Origin of the sequence: Saccharothrix sp. 6-C, assembly GCF_016695385.1 — a bacterium.
In the GTDB taxonomy this organism is placed as follows: domain Bacteria; phylum Actinomycetota; class Actinomycetes; order Mycobacteriales; family Pseudonocardiaceae; genus Actinosynnema; species Actinosynnema texasense.
The window spans coordinates 8743420-8759138 of sequence record NZ_CP064192.1 but is presented as its reverse complement, the minus strand read 5'-3'; the positions used below and the strand labels follow the sequence as shown (position 1 = coordinate 8759138).

Below are 15719 nucleotides of genomic sequence, written 5' to 3'. Positions count from 1 at the left end.
GCCCCGCCTCCCCTAGCTCTTCGTCTTCGCCGGAGCCTTCTTCCGCGCGGGCGCCTTCTTGGCCGCGGGCGCCTTCTTCTTCGTCGTCGGACCCTTGGCCCGCTTCTCGGCCAGCAGCTCGGCCGCCCGCTCGTCGGACAGGCCCTCGACGCTGTCCGACTTGCGCAGCGACGCGTTGACCTCGCCGTCGGTCACGTACGGGCCGAACCGGCCCTCCTTGACCACCATCGGCTTGCCGGAGACCGGGTCCGCGCCCAGCTCCTTCAACGGCGGCGCGGCCGCGGCCCGACCCCGCTTCTTCGGCTCGGCGTAGATCTTGAGCGCCTCGTCGAGGGTGACCGAGAACAGCTGGTCCTCGCTGGTCAGCGACCGCGAGTCGGTGCCCTTCTTCAGGTAGGGCCCGTAGCGGCCGTTCTGCGCGGTGATCTCCGCGCCGGTCTCCGGGTCCTTGCCGACCACGCGCGGCAGCGAGAGCAGCTTCAGCGCGTCGTCCAGCGTGACGGCGTCCAGCGACATCGACTTGAACAGCGAGCCGGTGCGCGGCTTCGGCGCCTTCTTCGCGCCCTCCGGCGCCTCGGGCAGCACCTCGGTCACGTACGGGCCGAACCGGCCCTCCTTGGCCACGATCTCGTGCCCGGTCACCGGGTCGTTGCCCAGCGAGCGGCCCTCCTGCGGCGTGGCGAACAGCCTGTCCGCGATCTCGCGGTTCAGCTCGTCCGGCGGCAGGTCGTCGGGCAGGTTCGCCCGCTGCGCGCTGGTCGTGCCGTCCTCGCCCTCGACCTCGCGCTCCAGGTAGGGCCCGTAACGGCCGACCCGGACGTAGACCGTGCGGCCCTCCACGTCGGGGAACAGCGGGATCGAGTTGACCTCGCGGGCGTCGATCGCCTCGACGCTCGACCCGACCAGCTTCTTCAGCCCGCCGGAGCGGCCGACCGACGACTCGGGGCCGACGTTGCCGCCGAAGTAGAACCCGGACAGCCACGTGGTCCGCTCCTGGCGGCCGGCGGCGATGCCGTCCAGCTCGTCCTCCAGCGCGGCGGTGAAGTCGTAGTCGACGAGCCGGCCGAAGTGCTGCTCCAGCAGCCCGACCACGGCGAACGCCACCCACGACGGGACCAGGGCGGAGCCCTTCTTCCACACGTAGCCGCGGTCCTGGACGGTGCTGATGATCGAGGCGTAGGTGGAGGGCCGGCCGATGCCCAGCTCCTCCATCGTCTTGATCAGGCTCGCTTCGGTGAAGCGCGGCGGCGGGCTGGTCGAGTGGCCGTCCGCGGACAGCTCGGCGGCCAGCAGCGCCTGGTCCTTGACCAGCTGCGGCAGCCGCGACTCGGCGTCGTCGGACTCGCCGCCCGCCTCCGAGTCGACCGTCTCCACGTAGGCCTTCAGGAAGCCCGCGAAGGTGATCGTGCGGCCGGACGCGGCGAAGGTGACGTTCTCCCCGCCGGTCGTCGTGCCGGAGATGCGGACCGACGTCGTGTTGCCGCGCGCGTCGGCCATCTGGGAGGCGATCGTGCGCTGCCAGATCAGCTCGTAGAGCTTGAACTCGTCCGACTCCAGCTCGCGGGCCACCTGGCCGGGGGTGCGGAACACCTCGCCGGCGGGGCGGATCGCCTCGTGGGCCTCCTGCGCGTTCTTGACCTTGCGGGTGTACTGGCGGGGCTCCTTGGACACGAACTGCGAGCCGTACAGCTCGGTGGCCTGCGCCCGCGCCGCCGCGATCGCGGTCTCCGACAGCGTCGTGCTGTCGGTGCGCATGTAGGTGATGTAGCCGTTCTCGTACAGCTTCTGCGCGGTGCGCATGGCGCGGTCCGCGGAGAAGCGCAGCTTGCGGCCCGCCTCCTGCTGCAACGTGGAGGTCATGAACGGCGCGTACGGCTTGCGCGTGTACGGCTTCTCCTCGACCGAGGAGACCGTCATCGAGGCGTTGACCAGGCCGTCCGCGATGGCCCTGGCCTGCGCCTCGTCCAGCATGCGCACCTCGGTCGGCCCGGCCTTGAGCCTGCCGTCGGGGCCGAAGTCGCGGCCCGTGGCCAGGCGCGTGCCGTCGACCGCGACCAGCCGGGCGCCGAACGTGCGCGGCGCGGCGTCCTCGCCCGCGTCCATGGTCGCCGAGACGTCCCAGTAGGAGGCGGTCACGAACTTCATCCGCTCGCGCTCCCGCTCGACCACGATCCGGGTCGCCACGGACTGCACGCGGCCCGCCGAGAGCTTCGGCATGACCTTCTTCCAGAGCACCGGGCTGACCTCGTAGCCGTAGAGGCGGTCGAGGATGCGGCGGGTCTCCTGGGCGTCGACCAGGTCCTGGTCCAGGTCGCGGGGGTTCGCGGCGGCGGCGAGGATCGCGGGCTCGGTGATCTCGTGGAACACCATCCGCCGAACCGGGACCTTCGGCTTCAGCGTGTCGAGCAGGTGCCAGGCGATGGCCTCGCCCTCGCGGTCGCCGTCTGTCGCGAGGTACAGCTCGTCGACGTCCTTGAGCAGCTCTTTCAGCTCGGCGACGGTCGCCTTCTTGTCCGGCGTGACGACGTACAGCGGTTCGAAGCCGTGGTCGACGTCGACCCCGAGCCGGGCCCACGGCATGCCCTTGTACTTCGCGGGCACGTCGGCCGCGCCGCGGGGCAGGTCCCGGATGTGCCCCTTGGATGACTCCACGACGAAGTCGCTGCCGAGGTAGGACGCGATCTTCCGCGCCTTCGTGGGCGACTCGACGATCACCAACCGCCGGTTGCCGCTCGCTGATCCCCCGTTTGTCTTCCTCGCCCGTGTCGATCCAGCCACGCCGTCCCGCTCTCTTCGAACACTGTGTCCCGACCCGCCAGTGTGCACTGTCCTTTGTCGCCGCTGGGCAGCCCTGGTCGGGACAGGGTGACACAACTGTGGCGGATCCTCCGCCAGGAGGACGCGCTACGCGGCCGGCCAGGTGCGTTCCGCGACGCCCCTCGGCGCGCGTCCGACCAGCTCGGCGAGCCGTTCGAGCCGCCGTCTGCCGACGACGCGCAGCGCGGGTCCCCCGGTCTTGCCGATCAAGAGTGTCGAGGGCAGACCCGACGTGGCCAATGCTTTTCGCAACGCTTCGTGCGTGTCGGGCGCCTCGGGGTCGAGGCCCAGGAGGTACCCGGAGCCGGACTCGACCCACCGGCCGGACGCGAGCGCCCACAGCCGCAGGGCCGCGCCGTCGAGGGTGAAGTCGGGTGGGACGACCTTGCGGTCGCCGTCGAACCACTGCGCCGCCAACCCGGCCAGGTCGGTGCGGAACGCCGTCGTGACCTGCCACGACTCGGTGACCACCGGTTCGGCCGCCTCGACGGCCCCCGCCTCGGTCCCGGTCCCCGCCTCGACGGCCCCCGGCTCGGCCTCGGTCCGCGGCTCGGGCTCGGTCTCGGGTTCGGCGGCGGCCGGCCCACGCCGGCCCGACCCGATCACCACCGGGGCGAACCCGTCCGGGTCGTCGTCCACCGGCTCGTCCAGGGGTTCCCCCAGGTCGTCGAGGTCGTCCAGGTCATCCAGGTCGTGCAAGGGCTCGTCCAGGTCGTCCGGGGGTTCGTCCAGCGGCTCGTCGGGCGGTTCGCCGGGTGACTCGGCCACCGGCTCGTCGTCGGCGGGCCGGGTCGCGGGCTCGTCCGGGACGACCTCGATCCCGGCGGGCCCCGCCGGCTCCGACCCGGCCTCGGCGGGTCCGTCCTCGGCGACCCGGGGCCGCTCCGCCCGGACCTGCTCGACCCGGGCCTGCACGCCCCGCTCGGCCAGCGCCGCCTCAACCGCGGCGGCCCGGTCCCGGGTGTCGAGACCCACCGACACCCGGGCCGCGCGCCCACGGGCGAAGCCCAGCGCCCGGCCGGGCCCGCACAGCAGGCCCGCCAGGTCACCGACGCAAGGCTGTCTCGCCTCGGCCGAGTAGAAGGACAATTGCCCCACGGACAGGCAGCGTAGAACACACGTTCGACCACGGCCAGTCTCCGAAGGGCTGAACCACCTACCCCAACGGTCCCACCCGTCCCAGCGGTGTCAGCTGCCGAGGCTCTTCAGCGTCTCCGACATCGCGACGCACTCGGGCGCCTGCTTGAACGCCGGGCCGAGCTTCGGGTCGTCCTGGAGCTTCTTGATCTGCTCCTGGAGCTTGGACGGGTCCGCCTGGTCGCCGCCGAGCTGCTCCAGCTTGGTGGCGAACTCGGGGTCGGCCGGGTCCAGCGCCGCCAGCTCGGTGTTGACCTGGGTCAGCGTCTTGCCCGAGTCGGTGAAGAACTTGACCAGCTCGTCGTGCAGCTCCTGGCTCTCGGGCGACGGCGCGCCGAGGTCGTCCAGCTTCTCGCCCGCCTCGCTCAGCGACTTGCCCGCCTTGGAGCTGTAGTCGAGCAGCGCGGTCTTCTGCACGGCCGGGTCCTCCGCGCCGCCCTCGAACATCGTCTTCAGCAGGGTCAGCACGCCCTCGATGGTGGGCGAGATGCCCTCGCAGAACGTCCCGGTCCACTTGACCGGGTCGGCGTCCGCGGCGGCGGTGGTGGTCGTGGTGGTCGCCGTCGACCCTGACGTGGAGGACGCCGACGAGCCGCCACCACCGCACGCGGACGTGACCAGAACAGCGGCGAACACGCCGGCGAGCGCGACACGGTGCTTCACAGAATGCCCCCAAATCGGAAAAAGGTGAGGGGGCAACCTACTACGAAGTCGGTGTGACGGGTTCCGACGGCCTCAGCGTCCGCAGGTCCTGGCAGGCCGCCGCCTTCTCGGCCGCCGCCGACAGCTCCGGCGACGCCTCCAGCTGCTTCAGCGGCGCGACGAAGTCGTCCAGCCTGGTGATGGCCTCGCCGGCGGCCTGCAACCCGCCGACCGGGTCGTTGGCGTCCGCCGCCTCGATGGCCGCCTTGGCGTCGGTGAAGTTCTTCGCGATGCCGGTGAACGTCACCGCCATCTGCTCCACCTGCTCGTCACCGCCCGCCACCGGCGACGGACCAACGCCGCGCAGCTTGGTCGCGGTCTGGGTGAACGCGTCGGCCATCTGGCCCATGTACGCGCCCATGTCGGCCTTCAGCTTCGCCGGGTCGTTCGCGTCCAGCTGCGGCGGTGTCTTCTGCACCGTGGCGAACGAGGACGCCGCCGTGCACACCTTGTCCATGTACGCCACCGCCGCCGTGTCGGACGGCGACTCGGACGACGACGTGGGTGTGGCGGAGTCGCCCCCGGACCCGCACCCGGCGACCGCCACGACCAGGGCGGTCGCGGCGACCAGCGGCAGAAGTCTCATCAGGGTGTTCCCCCTCGTTGTGCGCGACCGCGGTTCTCGGCGATACCGGACAGTGTGCCCCCATCCGGGCGCGCCCACCCGGCCCACCCGGACGTGGAAGGGCGGGGCGCCGCGAACCGCCGGCGCCCCGCCCCGTCCGACCGTCACGCGGAGGTGGTGACCTCCGCCGGGGTGTCCGAGATCGCCGTGCCGCGCCGCTTGGACACGACCACGGCGCCCACGATGACCACGACCGCCACGATCGCGATCGCGTACCGGATGCCCGCCGACTCGCCGGAGCCGACGGAGAACCCGACGATCGCGGGCGCGATCAGCACCGAGACCAGGTTCATCACCTTGATCAGCGGGTTGATGGCCGGACCGGCGGTGTCCTTGAACGGGTCGCCGACGGTGTCGCCGATGACGGTGGCGGCGTGGGCGTCGGAGCCCTTGCCGCCGTGGTTGCCGTCCTCGACCAGCTTCTTCGCGTTGTCCCAGGCGCCACCGGAGTTGGCCAGGAACACCGCCATCAGCGTGCCGGTGGCGATCGCGCCCGCCAGGTAGCCGGCCAGCGGGCCGACGCCGAGGCCGAAGCCGACCGCGATCGGCGCCAGCACCGCGAGGAGGCCGGGGGTGGCCAACTCGCGCAGCGAGTCCCTCGTGCAGATGTCGACGACCCGGCCGTACTCCGGCTTCACCGTGCCGTCCATGATCCCGGGGTTGTCGCGGAACTGGCGGCGCACCTCGAACACGATCGCGCCCGCCGCGCGGGTCACCGCGTTCACCGCGAGACCGGAGAACATGAACACGACGGCCGCGCCGATGATGAGGCCGACCAGCACGTTCGGGCTGAACACCACGTTGGTGAACGAGATCGGCACCTCGCCGATGCCCACCTGCACGTCCCGCAGCGCCTGCTCGATCGCGTCCTTGTAGGAGCCGAACAGCGCGGTCGCCGCCAGCACGGCGGTGGCGATCGCGATGCCCTTGGTGATGGCCTTGGTCGTGTTGCCCACCGCGTCGAGCTCGGTGAGGATCTGCGCGCCCTCGCCGTCCACGTCGCCGGACATCTCAGCGATGCCCTGCGCGTTGTCGGAGACGGGGCCGAAGGTGTCCATGGCCACGATGACGCCGACCGTGGTCAGCAGGCCGCAGCCGGCCAGCGCGACCGCGAACAGCGCCACGACCACCGAGCCGGACAGCAGGAACGCGCCGTAGACCGCGCCGCCGATGACCAGCGCGGTGTAGACCGCCGACTCGAAGCCGACCGAGATGCCGGACAGGATGACGGTCGCCGCGCCGGTGAGCGAGGTGCGGCCGACCTCCTTGACCGGCTTGTGCTCGGTGCCGGTGAAGTAGCCGGTCAGCCACAGGATGACGCCCGCCAGCACGATGCCGATGATCACCGCGACGGCCGCGATCAGGGCCGGGTTGCCCGGCGTGCCCGCGATCTCCTCGGACACGCCGGCGAGGCCCGCGAACGAGCTGGGCAGGAACAGGAACGCCGCGACCGTGCACAGCACCGCCGAGATGACCGCCGAGATGTAGAACGAGCGGTTGATCGCGGTGAGGCCGTTCTCGCCGGTGCGGGCGCTGGTGATGTAGACGCCGATGACCGCCGTGAGCACGCCGATCGCGGGCACGATCAGCGGGAACAGCAGGCCCTTCGCGCCGAACGCGGCCGTGCCCAGGATCAGCGACGCGACCAGGGTGACGGCGTAGGACTCGAACAGGTCCGCCGCCATGCCGGCGCAGTCGCCGACGTTGTCGCCCACGTTGTCCGCGATGGTCGCGGCGTTGCGCGGGTCGTCCTCGGGGATGCCCTGCTCGACCTTGCCGACCAGGTCCGCGCCGACGTCGGCGGCCTTGGTGAAGATGCCGCCGCCGACCCGCATGAACATGGCGAGCAGGGCCGCGCCGAAGCCGAAGCCCTCCAGCACGCGGGGCGCCTGGCCGACGTAGACGAACACGACCAGCGCCGCGCCGAACAGGCCCAGGCCGACGGTGAACATGCCGACCACGCCGCCGGTGCGGAACGCGATCCGCATGGCCTTCTCCCGGCCGCCCGCCTCCTTGGCGGCGGCGGCGACGCGCACGTTCGCGCGGGTCGACAGCCACATGCCGAGGTAGCCGATGACGGCGGAGAAGCCGGCGCCGACGAGGAAGAACAGCGACCTGCCGATCCGTTCGCCGATGTCCTCGGCGGGAAGCGCGAACAGCAGCACGAACACGATGACGACGAAGATGCCGAGCGTTCGGAACTGCCGGTTGAGGTAGGCCGCTGCGCCCTCTTGGACCGCCTTGGCGATGTCCTGCATCTTGGAGGTGCCCTGGCCCGCGGCCAGCACCTCCCGGAGCAGCACGTAGCCCACGGCCAGGGCAGCCAGGGCGACCACGGCGACCACGGCCACGAGGCCGCGATCACCTCCGGAGAGCTCTAGGCCCTCCGCGAGGAATTGCCGGGACATCCGTCCTCCTGGTGAGTTTTCCAAGCCCAATGTCAGGGCCACCCCGCTGATGTGAGGCGGGTCACTCACGCGACTGTCAGCCCCGACACAACGTGATGCACCCCTCATTGGATGCGATAGCGGCGGAGTCTATTCATAGTGCGCAACCAGGCAACAACGCGTCCCGATCCGTACACACACCGTTATCTGCAGAGGTACGGTCCGGAAGTCCGTCGGATGTGCGAAGCTGCGCCCCGTGGCGAACCAGGGACGTCGTTTGCTGGACCGGGTCCTCGCCGGGGTTCCGGCGGGCGAATCGCCGTTGACGCACACCGAGGAGCAGCCGCCGCGCCCCGCGCAGCCCGTCCCGTGGCCGTCGTGGACGCCACCGGAAGTGGTGTCCGCGCTGGTGGATCGGGGTGTGACGCAGCCGTGGCGGCACCAGGCCGAAGCGGCGACCCATGCGTGGTCCGGATCACACGTCGTGGTGGCGACGGGCACCGCGTCCGGGAAATCGCTGGCGTACCAATTGCCGGTCCTGAGCGCGTTGACAGTTGATCCGAAGGCAACAGCCCTGTACCTCTCGCCCACGAAGGCGCTGGGCGCGGACCAGTTGAGATCGGTGAGCGGTTTGGGCGTGTCGGGCGTCCGCGCGGCGTCGTTCGACGGGGACACGCCGATGGCCGAACGCGATTGGGTGCGGGCGCACGCCAACTGGGTGTTCAGCAACCCGGACATGCTGCACCGGGGCGTGCTGCCCAACCACGCCCGGTGGATCAGGTTCCTGCGCCGGCTGTCGTACGTGGTGGTCGACGAATGTCACACGTACAGGGGTGTTTTCGGCTCGCACGTGGCGCTGCTGCTGCGGCGGCTGCGGCGGGTCGCGCAGCGGTACGGCGCGGACCCGGTGTTCGTGCTGGCGTCGGCGACGGTGGCCGACCCGGCGGCGTCGGCGGAGGCGCTGATCGGCGCGCCGTGCGAGGCGGTGACGGAGGACGGGTCGCCGCGCGCGGGGCGGACGGTGGCGCTGTGGGAGCCGCCGCTGCTGGACGACCTGGAAGGCGAGAACGGCGCGCCGGTGCGGCGGTCGGCGGGCGCGGAGACGGCGCGCATCCTGGCCGACCTGGTGGTGGAGGGCGCGCGGTCGTTGGCGTTCGTGCGGTCGCGGGTGGGCGCGGAGCTGACCGCGTTGGGCGCGCGGAGGGTGCTGTCGGAGGTCGACCCGTCGTTGGCGGCGCGGGTGGCCGCCTACCGGGGCGGGTACCTGCCGGAGGAGCGGCGGGCGTTGGAGCGGGCGGTGTCGTCGGGCGAGCTGCTGGGCGTGGCGACGACGAACGCGTTGGAGCTCGGCGTGGACATCGTCGGGTTGGACGCCGTGGTGGTCGCCGGTTTCCCGGGCACGCTGGCGTCGTTCTGGCAGCAGGCCGGGCGGGCGGGGCGGACCGAGGACAGCGACGCGCTGGTGGTGTTCGTGGCGCGGGACGACCCGCTGGACACCTACCTGGTGCACAACCCGTCGGCGGTGCTGGACAAGCCGGTCGAGGCGACGGTGCTGGACCCCGCGAACCCGTACGTGCTGGAGCCGCAGTTGGCGTGCGCCGCCGCCGAGCTGCCGCTGACGCCGGAGTCGCTGGACTCGTTCGGCGGTGACGCGGCGCTGGCCGTGGTGGAGGACATGGTGGCGCGGCGGGTGCTGCGGCGGCGGCCGAACGGCTGGTACTGGACCTCGCACGACCGGCCGCACTCGTCGGTGGACATCCGCGGGTCCGGCGGCGAGCAGGTCGTCGTGGTGGAGGCCGACTCGGGGCGGATGCTCGGCACGGTCGACCCCGGTTCGGCGTGCTGGCAGGTGCACTCCGGCGCCGTCTACCTGCACCAGGGCGAGTCGTACGTGGTGGACCACCTGGACCTGGACAGCGGTCTGGCGATGGTGCACGCGGAGAAGCCGGACTGGTCGACGACCGCCCGTGACACCAAGGACATCTCGGTGGTGCGGGTGCTGGAGAAGCGCGAGTTCGACGGCGTGACCGTGTGCCTCGGCGAGGTCGAGGTGACCTCGCAGGTGGTCGGCTACCTGCGGAAACTGCCGTCCGGGCAGGTGGTCGACTCGGTGCCGCTGTCGCTGCCCGCGCAGACGCTGGTGACGCGGGCGGTCTGGTACACGGTGTCGGCGGAGCTGCTGGGCGTCGCGTTGCCGCGCGACGCGGGTGGCGGCAGTGCGCCGGGGGGCGCCGGTCTGGATCCGGCGCGCGTCCCCGGCGCACTGCACGCCGCCGAACACGCGGCGATCGGCCTGCTACCGCTGTTCGCGACCTGTGACCGGTGGGACATCGGCGGAGTGTCGACCGCGCTGCACCAGGACACCGGGGAGGCGACGGTGTTCGTGCACGACGGTCATCCCGGAGGAGCCGGGTTCGCCGACCGCGGGTTCGACGCGGTAGTCCCGTGGTTGGTCGCTACTAGGGAGGCCATCGCGGCTTGCGCGTGTCCGGCCGGGTGCCCGTCCTGCGTGCAGTCGCCGAAGTGCGGGAACGGCAACGATCCGCTGGACAAGGCGGGTGGGGTGGCCGTGCTGGACGTCGTGCTCGGGGTGGTCGGGGAGAGACGACGCCACGACGTCCGGCACGGCCGGGTCGGTCAGGACCGGTCGGCGGCGACCAGGCCGTAGGCGGTGGTGCGGTCGGCGGCCTGCAGCAGGGCGTCCCGGACCACGTCCACGTGCGGCAGGTGCCACGCGCAGATCTGCGGCTTGACCCGCCAGTGCACGACGCCGACGTGGCCCGTGCTCGGCGGCAGCGGGACGTACTCGCCCTGGCCGTAGTGCTTGACGTCCGGGTCGGTGACCGGCGTGCCGCCGGAGGCGACCAGGAACATCCAGCGGCCCTCCGGGGTGGCCACGATCGGCACCGGGACACCGGCGGCGCGCAGCTCCACCGCGGCCCGGCGGCCGAGGTCGGCGCTCACCTCGACGGCGTCCACGCCGTGGCCGGTGGCCAGCAGGATGCTGTAGGAGTGGCCCGTCCACCAGGTGGCGACCTGCTCCGCCTCGGTGCCGATGCGCTCCTGCCAGTCGCCGTGCACCGGGACCGGCCCGCTGTCCTCGACACCGTCGCGCCCGGCCCACCGCTCACCGGCCGGATAGGTGCCCGGCAGCACAGGCCACCCGTGCCACGCGAGGTTGACCGCCTCAGCGCGCAGCTCGATGCGGAAGGCCCCGCGCCAGCTATCCGACCACTCCATCTTTCGTTCGCCTCCTGCGTTCCGGTCACGACACCGTGTCGCGTGTTGTTCGACACCGTGTCGGTGCCACCACTTGAACTAACGCCATGACCGGGGGTTTTGGTAACCGCTTGTCGACAACTGGTCGTTGTGGCACGGCGAGCGCGGGGGCCGGGGGCGGGGGGCAGAACGGCGTGCCGGCCGCCCGCCCACCGCGAAGCCGCGAATCTGCGGTCGTGTGAGTCCGCTCACCGCCGGCGGACGACCGTTCGTCGTGTGGGGTAGGGGTCACGGTTCGGCCGGACCTGCGCGGGCCCGCGCGCTGGGCGCGCCGAACACCGTGACGGCCTCGCCGATGACGTGGACGCTCACCTCCCAACCCTCCACGTGGCACGAGGCCAGCCGGCCACCCATCCGTTCGACGACCCACTCGGCCCGGTCGCAGGCGTGCGCGACCCCACCGACCAACTGCCCGGCCGCCGCCAACGCCCCGAGATCGGCCGCCGCACCCACCCGGTGCCTGGCCACGACCACCTCGCCGACGTGCACACCGACCGCCACCAGCCCGAACCACACCGCCGCCACCGCCACCGCCACGACGGACGCCGATCCCCGATCACCCACCGATCACCACCCCTTCCCGTCCCCGACCCGACACCGCCCACGCTGGACGGCCACCTACCGACCACCCAGCCGCCGCTGAACCACCGGGACCGCCGCCGACCCGCCGCAGCCACCACAGCCGGCGGCCGACCACGGTTCTCGACCGCCGCCGCTCCAACCGCCGCCCGCACCGACCCCAGCCGGCCCCGACCGCAGCCGGCCACCGGCCGCGCCCATCACGGCAGTCCATCGGCAATCCCGAGCGAACCCGGCCGCCACGCAACGGCCGCGGCCCTTGCGTCCGACCGGCCACCACGACCGGCACCGGGCCCAGCAGTCGCCGCACCGCCGGGACCGACGTCGACCACTGCGGTCCGCCCGGCCGCCTCGCGCGACCTCGGCCGTCCACGGCCCGCAGACCGTCCCCGCACGGGCCTCCGTCCACGGCCGACCGGCCAGCGCCCACCGACCACCGACCAGCGCCCGCCGACCACGGCCCGCGCCCGCCGATGCCGCCCGCGGTCCGCTCAGCCGGCCGCGGCCGTCGACCGACCCGCCGCCGATGCCGATCCCCGCGGCCGTCCACCGGCCACCAGGACCGGCGGTGCTTTCCGCGCCTGCGGTGTCGCCGCGGTCCTCTCACCCGTCAGCTATCGATCACCCCCACTCCCGGCTCCACCACGGCGTAGGCCCGTGCCCGCAGCTCGACACCCAGCCGCGAAACGGCGACCTCCACCGACGCCGTGTCCCCCTCCCTCCGCACCGCCCACCGCGCCCCTTCCGGCGCGATCGCCCCGACCACGCCGTCGACCCGCCCCGGATCACCCCGGGCGACCAGCCGAGCCGCCTCCCGGGCCGCGTCCGTGCACCGGAGCTGCGCCACGACCGCCATCACCGCGCCGACGCCGAGCACCAGCACCGCGACCAGCCCGCACACCGCGACCGCCGCCTCGACCGTCACCCCGCCCCGGTCGTCGCCCAGCACCCGCCGCTTCACCCGTCCACCGTGAACGCCCGCACCAGCAGCGCCCGGATGAGGCCTTCCACCCAGTCGCCGCTCAACAGCGAGTACAGGAGCAGACCCAGCGCCGCGGCGGCGAGCGTGCCGATCGCGTACTCCACCGTCGACATCCCACTGTCGCCCAACATCTCCCACTCTCCTTGTGTCTATTGTGGACGGTTACCAGTTGTCGCTCACGCCGGCGACGACGCCGATCACCACCGGCACGACGCCCAGGCACAGGAACGCGGGCAGGAAGCACAGCGCCAGCGGCCCCGCCACCAGCACCGAGGCCCGTTGCGCCCGGACTTCGGCCTGGTCGGACACCCGGGCCCGCGCCTCCGCGGCCAGGTCCGCCGCCGCCCCTGCCAGCGCCGCGCCCGACCGGGCGGTCCGACGCGCCGCCCTGGCCAGCGGCGCGGTGTCGGGGTGAACGAGCGCCTTGGCCCACGCGTGCACCGGGTCCGCGCCCAGCGTGAGCAGGTCGACCACCTCGCGGAGGCGTTCGGCCGGCCCCGGCGGGACGCCCGGCAGCACGGCGCGCACCGCGCCGGCCACCGGCAGACCCGCCCGCAAGGCGGCGGCCAGCAGGTCCCAGGTCGCCGCCGCGGCGAACGGGTCCGGAGGTTCCGCCTTCGGCACGGGTTTTCGCCTGGTTCTCGGGCGCAGCCGCGCCGAGGCTCTCGTCGGGACCGGGCAGGCGATGACCGCCAGGGCGAGCAGCAGCAGGCTCGGCGGCAGCGGGTTCATGCGATCACCTGCCTGGTCAGCCGACCGCTCCACCGCAACCCGGCACAGATCAGGACCACGCCGGCGACCAGCAGCACCTGTCCCGGCGCGGTGCCGGACAGGACGGCCAACGGCCCCGCGCCGCCGAGTTCGCCGAGCACCACGCCGAAGAGCGGCAGCCCGGCGAGCACCGCCGCGCCGGCCCGCGGACCGGCCATCCGGGCGTGGACCTGCCCGGCGAACGCGGTGCGCCGGTCGAGGTCCCGGCGGACGGCGTCCAGCACGTCGGCCAACGGCACGCCGTGCACCGCGGACAGCCGCCACGCCCTGGCCAGGTGGTGCGCGTCGGGGAAGTCGGCGAGCGCCACCTCGACGTCGCCGCCACGGGCCGATGCCTCCGCGACGGCCCGCAGCACGTCGGTCGCGGGCGGCTCCGCGTCCTCCGCCGCGCCGATCGCCGCCTTGGCCGGGTGAGCGCCCGACCGCAGTTCCGCGACGAACGCCTTCAACCCGTCGGCGAGCGCGACGGACGCCGCCACCCGGTCGCGTTGTCGGATCGTCTCCCGGTAAGTCCGCCACACGGTCGCGGCCAGCAACGCGCCCGCGAGCGCCCCGCCGACGCCGACCGGCAAGCCGAGCACGAGTCCCACCACGACCGCCGACACCCGATCGGGTTTCACCGACTTCCACCGGCTTGGACGCCGAGGTCCGGCAAGCCGCCGTCGCGCCTCGGCCGAGGGCAACACCAGCAACGCGGCGGCCAGCAACAGCAGGCTCATGCGGCACCCACCAGGCCTTTGAGGACCGCGCCGGCTTCTTGCCAACCGCCGTCGCGTCGCCACGCGGGCCGGACGACGAGGTGACCGGACCGCCGTTCCAGCACACCGATCTCCGCCAGGTGCCGCGTGCCGTCGCCCGCGCGGCGCATGTGCAGCACGACTTTCACCGCCGCCGCCAGTTGGCTGTGCAAGGCGTGCCGGTCGAGCCCGCCGAGCGCGGCCAGGGCCTCCAGCCGGGCGGGTACCTCGGCCGGCGAGTTGGCGTGCAACGTCCCCGCGCCACCGTCGTGCCCGGTGTTCAGCGAAGACAGCAGCTCGCACACCTCCGCGCCCCGGACCTCGCCGACCACGATCCGGTCGGGCCGCATCCGCAACGCCTGCCGGACGAGGTCGCGCATGGTCACCTCGCCCGCGCCCTCGACGTTCGGACCGCGGGCCAGCAGCCGGACGACCTGCGGGTGGTCGGGCTGCAACTCCCCCGCGTCTTCCACGCAGACGACCCGTTCGTCGTGCGGCACGCACCCCAGTAAGGCGGCCAGGAGGGTCGTCTTGCCCGAGCCCGTGCCGCCGACGACCAGGAAGGCCTGCCGGGCGACCACGATCGCCCGCAGCAGGTCGGCCGCCGAGCGGTCGAACGTGCCGCAGGCCTCCAACGTCATCAAGTCGTGCGCCGCCGGGCGCAGGACCCGCAACGACAGGCAGGTGAACGGCGAGATCGGCGGTAACACCGCGTGCAACCGCACCGAGCCGGGCAACCACCCGTCGACGTAGGGCGCGGCGTCGTCCAGCCGACGCCCGGCCGCCACCGCGAGGCGCTGCGCGAGCCGGCGGACGGCCGCCTCGTCCGGGAAGGCGACGTCGACCCGCCGCAACCCGCCGACGCCGTCGACCCACACCTGATCCGGCCGGGTGACGAGGACGTCGGTCGTGTCCGGGTCCCGCAACAACGGTTCGAGCGGCCCGGCCCCGACGAACTCCTGCCGCAGCACGGCGAGTGCCCGCTGGACGTCCTCGTCGCCGAGCACCCCGCCGGCCTCACCGCGCACAGCCGCCGCGACCGCAGCGGACGTGAGGTCACCGCGCCCACTGGCCAGCCGAAGGCGAACGCGCTCAACCAGGTCGTTCACAGCCACCCTCCCCCGCGATCCGTCGACGCCCGACCAGAACCTCCCGAGCCGCCTCGACCAACCCCTGCCGGCCGCCGCCCGGATCGGCGAGTAACGGCGCGGCCAACTCGGCGAGCACCAGCTCCGAAAGCGGCACAGGCCGGCAACTCCGAAACCCGGCCGGCGGCCGGAACCCGGGATGCCGCCGCACGACCGGTCCACGATCACAACTCACGACCCGCCTCCTATCCATCGCGAAAACACTTGTGTCCCAACCACCTTCCGCACGACGGCCGGCGCTCCTCTGCCCCGAGGGCAAGGAGAAGCAGCCGAATCGCGCGGGCGAGGTAGGTTGGTTGAGGTCAAGAACAGTCACTGCCACCAGCAGTGATGGCACCCCGCACCCCGCCACATCACCTCGGCGAGCGAGATGGGTGGTCGAGGTCCGGGAACGCGGCACTGCTGTCAGTGGTCATGGCACGCCGTCAGGGTTCGTCGCACCGCAACGGCCACTGGGGCATCACGGTTTCCATGCCCATCGCCCGGCCTTCGCAGAGGACGGTGGGGCGCGAACCGCCGTACGAGCCAGGACGCGTTCGGCGGGCGGGGCGGGCG

At 72.8% G+C, this 15719-nt stretch carries 13 protein-coding genes; 1 reads left to right on the top strand and 12 read right to left on the bottom strand.

All coding sequences use genetic code 11. The features are described from left to right. Positions 1–12 precede the first annotated feature (12 nt). The 5 genes from topA to IOD16_RS38400 form a co-directional block, all read right to left on the bottom strand. On the bottom strand, positions 13–2778 hold the full coding sequence (gene topA, locus IOD16_RS38420; RefSeq protein ID WP_201438223.1) for a type I DNA topoisomerase: 2766 nt from the start codon (positions 2776–2778) through the stop codon (positions 13–15). Positions 2779–2904: 126 nt separating this feature from the next. Beyond that, positions 2905–3915, bottom strand: a complete 1011-nt coding sequence (locus IOD16_RS38415; RefSeq protein ID WP_201438222.1) for a hypothetical protein — start codon at positions 3913–3915, stop codon at positions 2905–2907. A gap of 90 nt (positions 3916–4005) precedes the next feature. Then, positions 4006–4617 (bottom strand): hypothetical protein, encoded by a 612-nt coding sequence (locus IOD16_RS38410; RefSeq protein WP_201438221.1) that lies wholly within the window; start codon positions 4615–4617, stop codon positions 4006–4008. A 40-nt stretch (positions 4618–4657) separates the two neighbouring features. Beyond that, positions 4658–5242 carry a hypothetical protein gene (locus IOD16_RS38405; RefSeq protein WP_201438220.1) on the bottom strand — a complete coding sequence of 195 codons (585 nt, stop codon included), beginning with the start codon at positions 5240–5242 and terminating at the stop codon, positions 4658–4660. Between the two features lie 143 nt (positions 5243–5385). Then, complete coding sequence (locus IOD16_RS38400; protein WP_123744521.1) at positions 5386–7689, bottom strand: sodium-translocating pyrophosphatase; 2304 nt, start codon at positions 7687–7689, stop codon at positions 5386–5388. A gap of 235 nt (positions 7690–7924) precedes the next feature. Between IOD16_RS38400 and IOD16_RS38395 the strand changes: the two genes are divergently transcribed. Next, a complete protein-coding gene (locus IOD16_RS38395; RefSeq protein WP_201438219.1) occupies positions 7925–10336 on the top strand; it encodes a DEAD/DEAH box helicase in 2412 nt (803 codons plus the stop codon). Here the strand turns inward: IOD16_RS38395 and IOD16_RS38390 are convergent. From IOD16_RS38390 to IOD16_RS38360, 7 genes are all read right to left on the bottom strand, one after another. Next, a complete protein-coding gene (locus IOD16_RS38390; protein WP_201438218.1) occupies positions 10306–10908 on the bottom strand; it encodes a bifunctional DNA primase/polymerase in 603 nt (200 codons plus the stop codon). The two genes, IOD16_RS38395 and IOD16_RS38390, sit on opposite strands and share 31 nt — an antisense overlap. 267 nt (positions 10909–11175) lie before the next feature. Beyond that, a complete protein-coding gene (locus IOD16_RS38385; RefSeq protein WP_201438217.1) occupies positions 11176–11511 on the bottom strand; it encodes an Rv3654c family TadE-like protein in 336 nt (111 codons plus the stop codon). Positions 11512–12136: 625 nt separating this feature from the next. Further along, positions 12137–12487 (bottom strand): TadE family type IV pilus minor pilin, encoded by a 351-nt coding sequence (locus IOD16_RS38380; protein WP_236594620.1) that lies wholly within the window; start codon positions 12485–12487, stop codon positions 12137–12139. After that, positions 12484–12639, bottom strand: coding sequence for a DUF4244 domain-containing protein (locus IOD16_RS38375; RefSeq protein WP_201438216.1), 156 nt, complete (start codon positions 12637–12639; stop codon positions 12484–12486). Before IOD16_RS38375 ends, IOD16_RS38380 begins: the two co-directional genes overlap by 4 nt. Positions 12640–12670: 31 nt before the next feature. After that, positions 12671–13240, bottom strand: a complete 570-nt coding sequence (locus IOD16_RS38370) for a type II secretion system F family protein (RefSeq protein ID WP_201438215.1) — start codon at positions 13238–13240, stop codon at positions 12671–12673. Continuing rightward, a complete protein-coding gene (locus tag IOD16_RS38365; RefSeq protein WP_201438214.1) occupies positions 13237–13998 on the bottom strand; it encodes a type II secretion system F family protein in 762 nt (253 codons plus the stop codon). The genes IOD16_RS38370 and IOD16_RS38365 overlap by 4 nt, the downstream gene beginning before the upstream one ends. Then, positions 13995–15125: a TadA family conjugal transfer-associated ATPase gene (locus IOD16_RS38360; protein WP_201438213.1), complete on the bottom strand. Its 1131-nt coding sequence runs from the start codon at positions 15123–15125 to the stop codon at positions 13995–13997. Before IOD16_RS38360 ends, IOD16_RS38365 begins: the two co-directional genes overlap by 4 nt. Between the last annotated feature and the right edge of the window lie 594 nt (positions 15126–15719).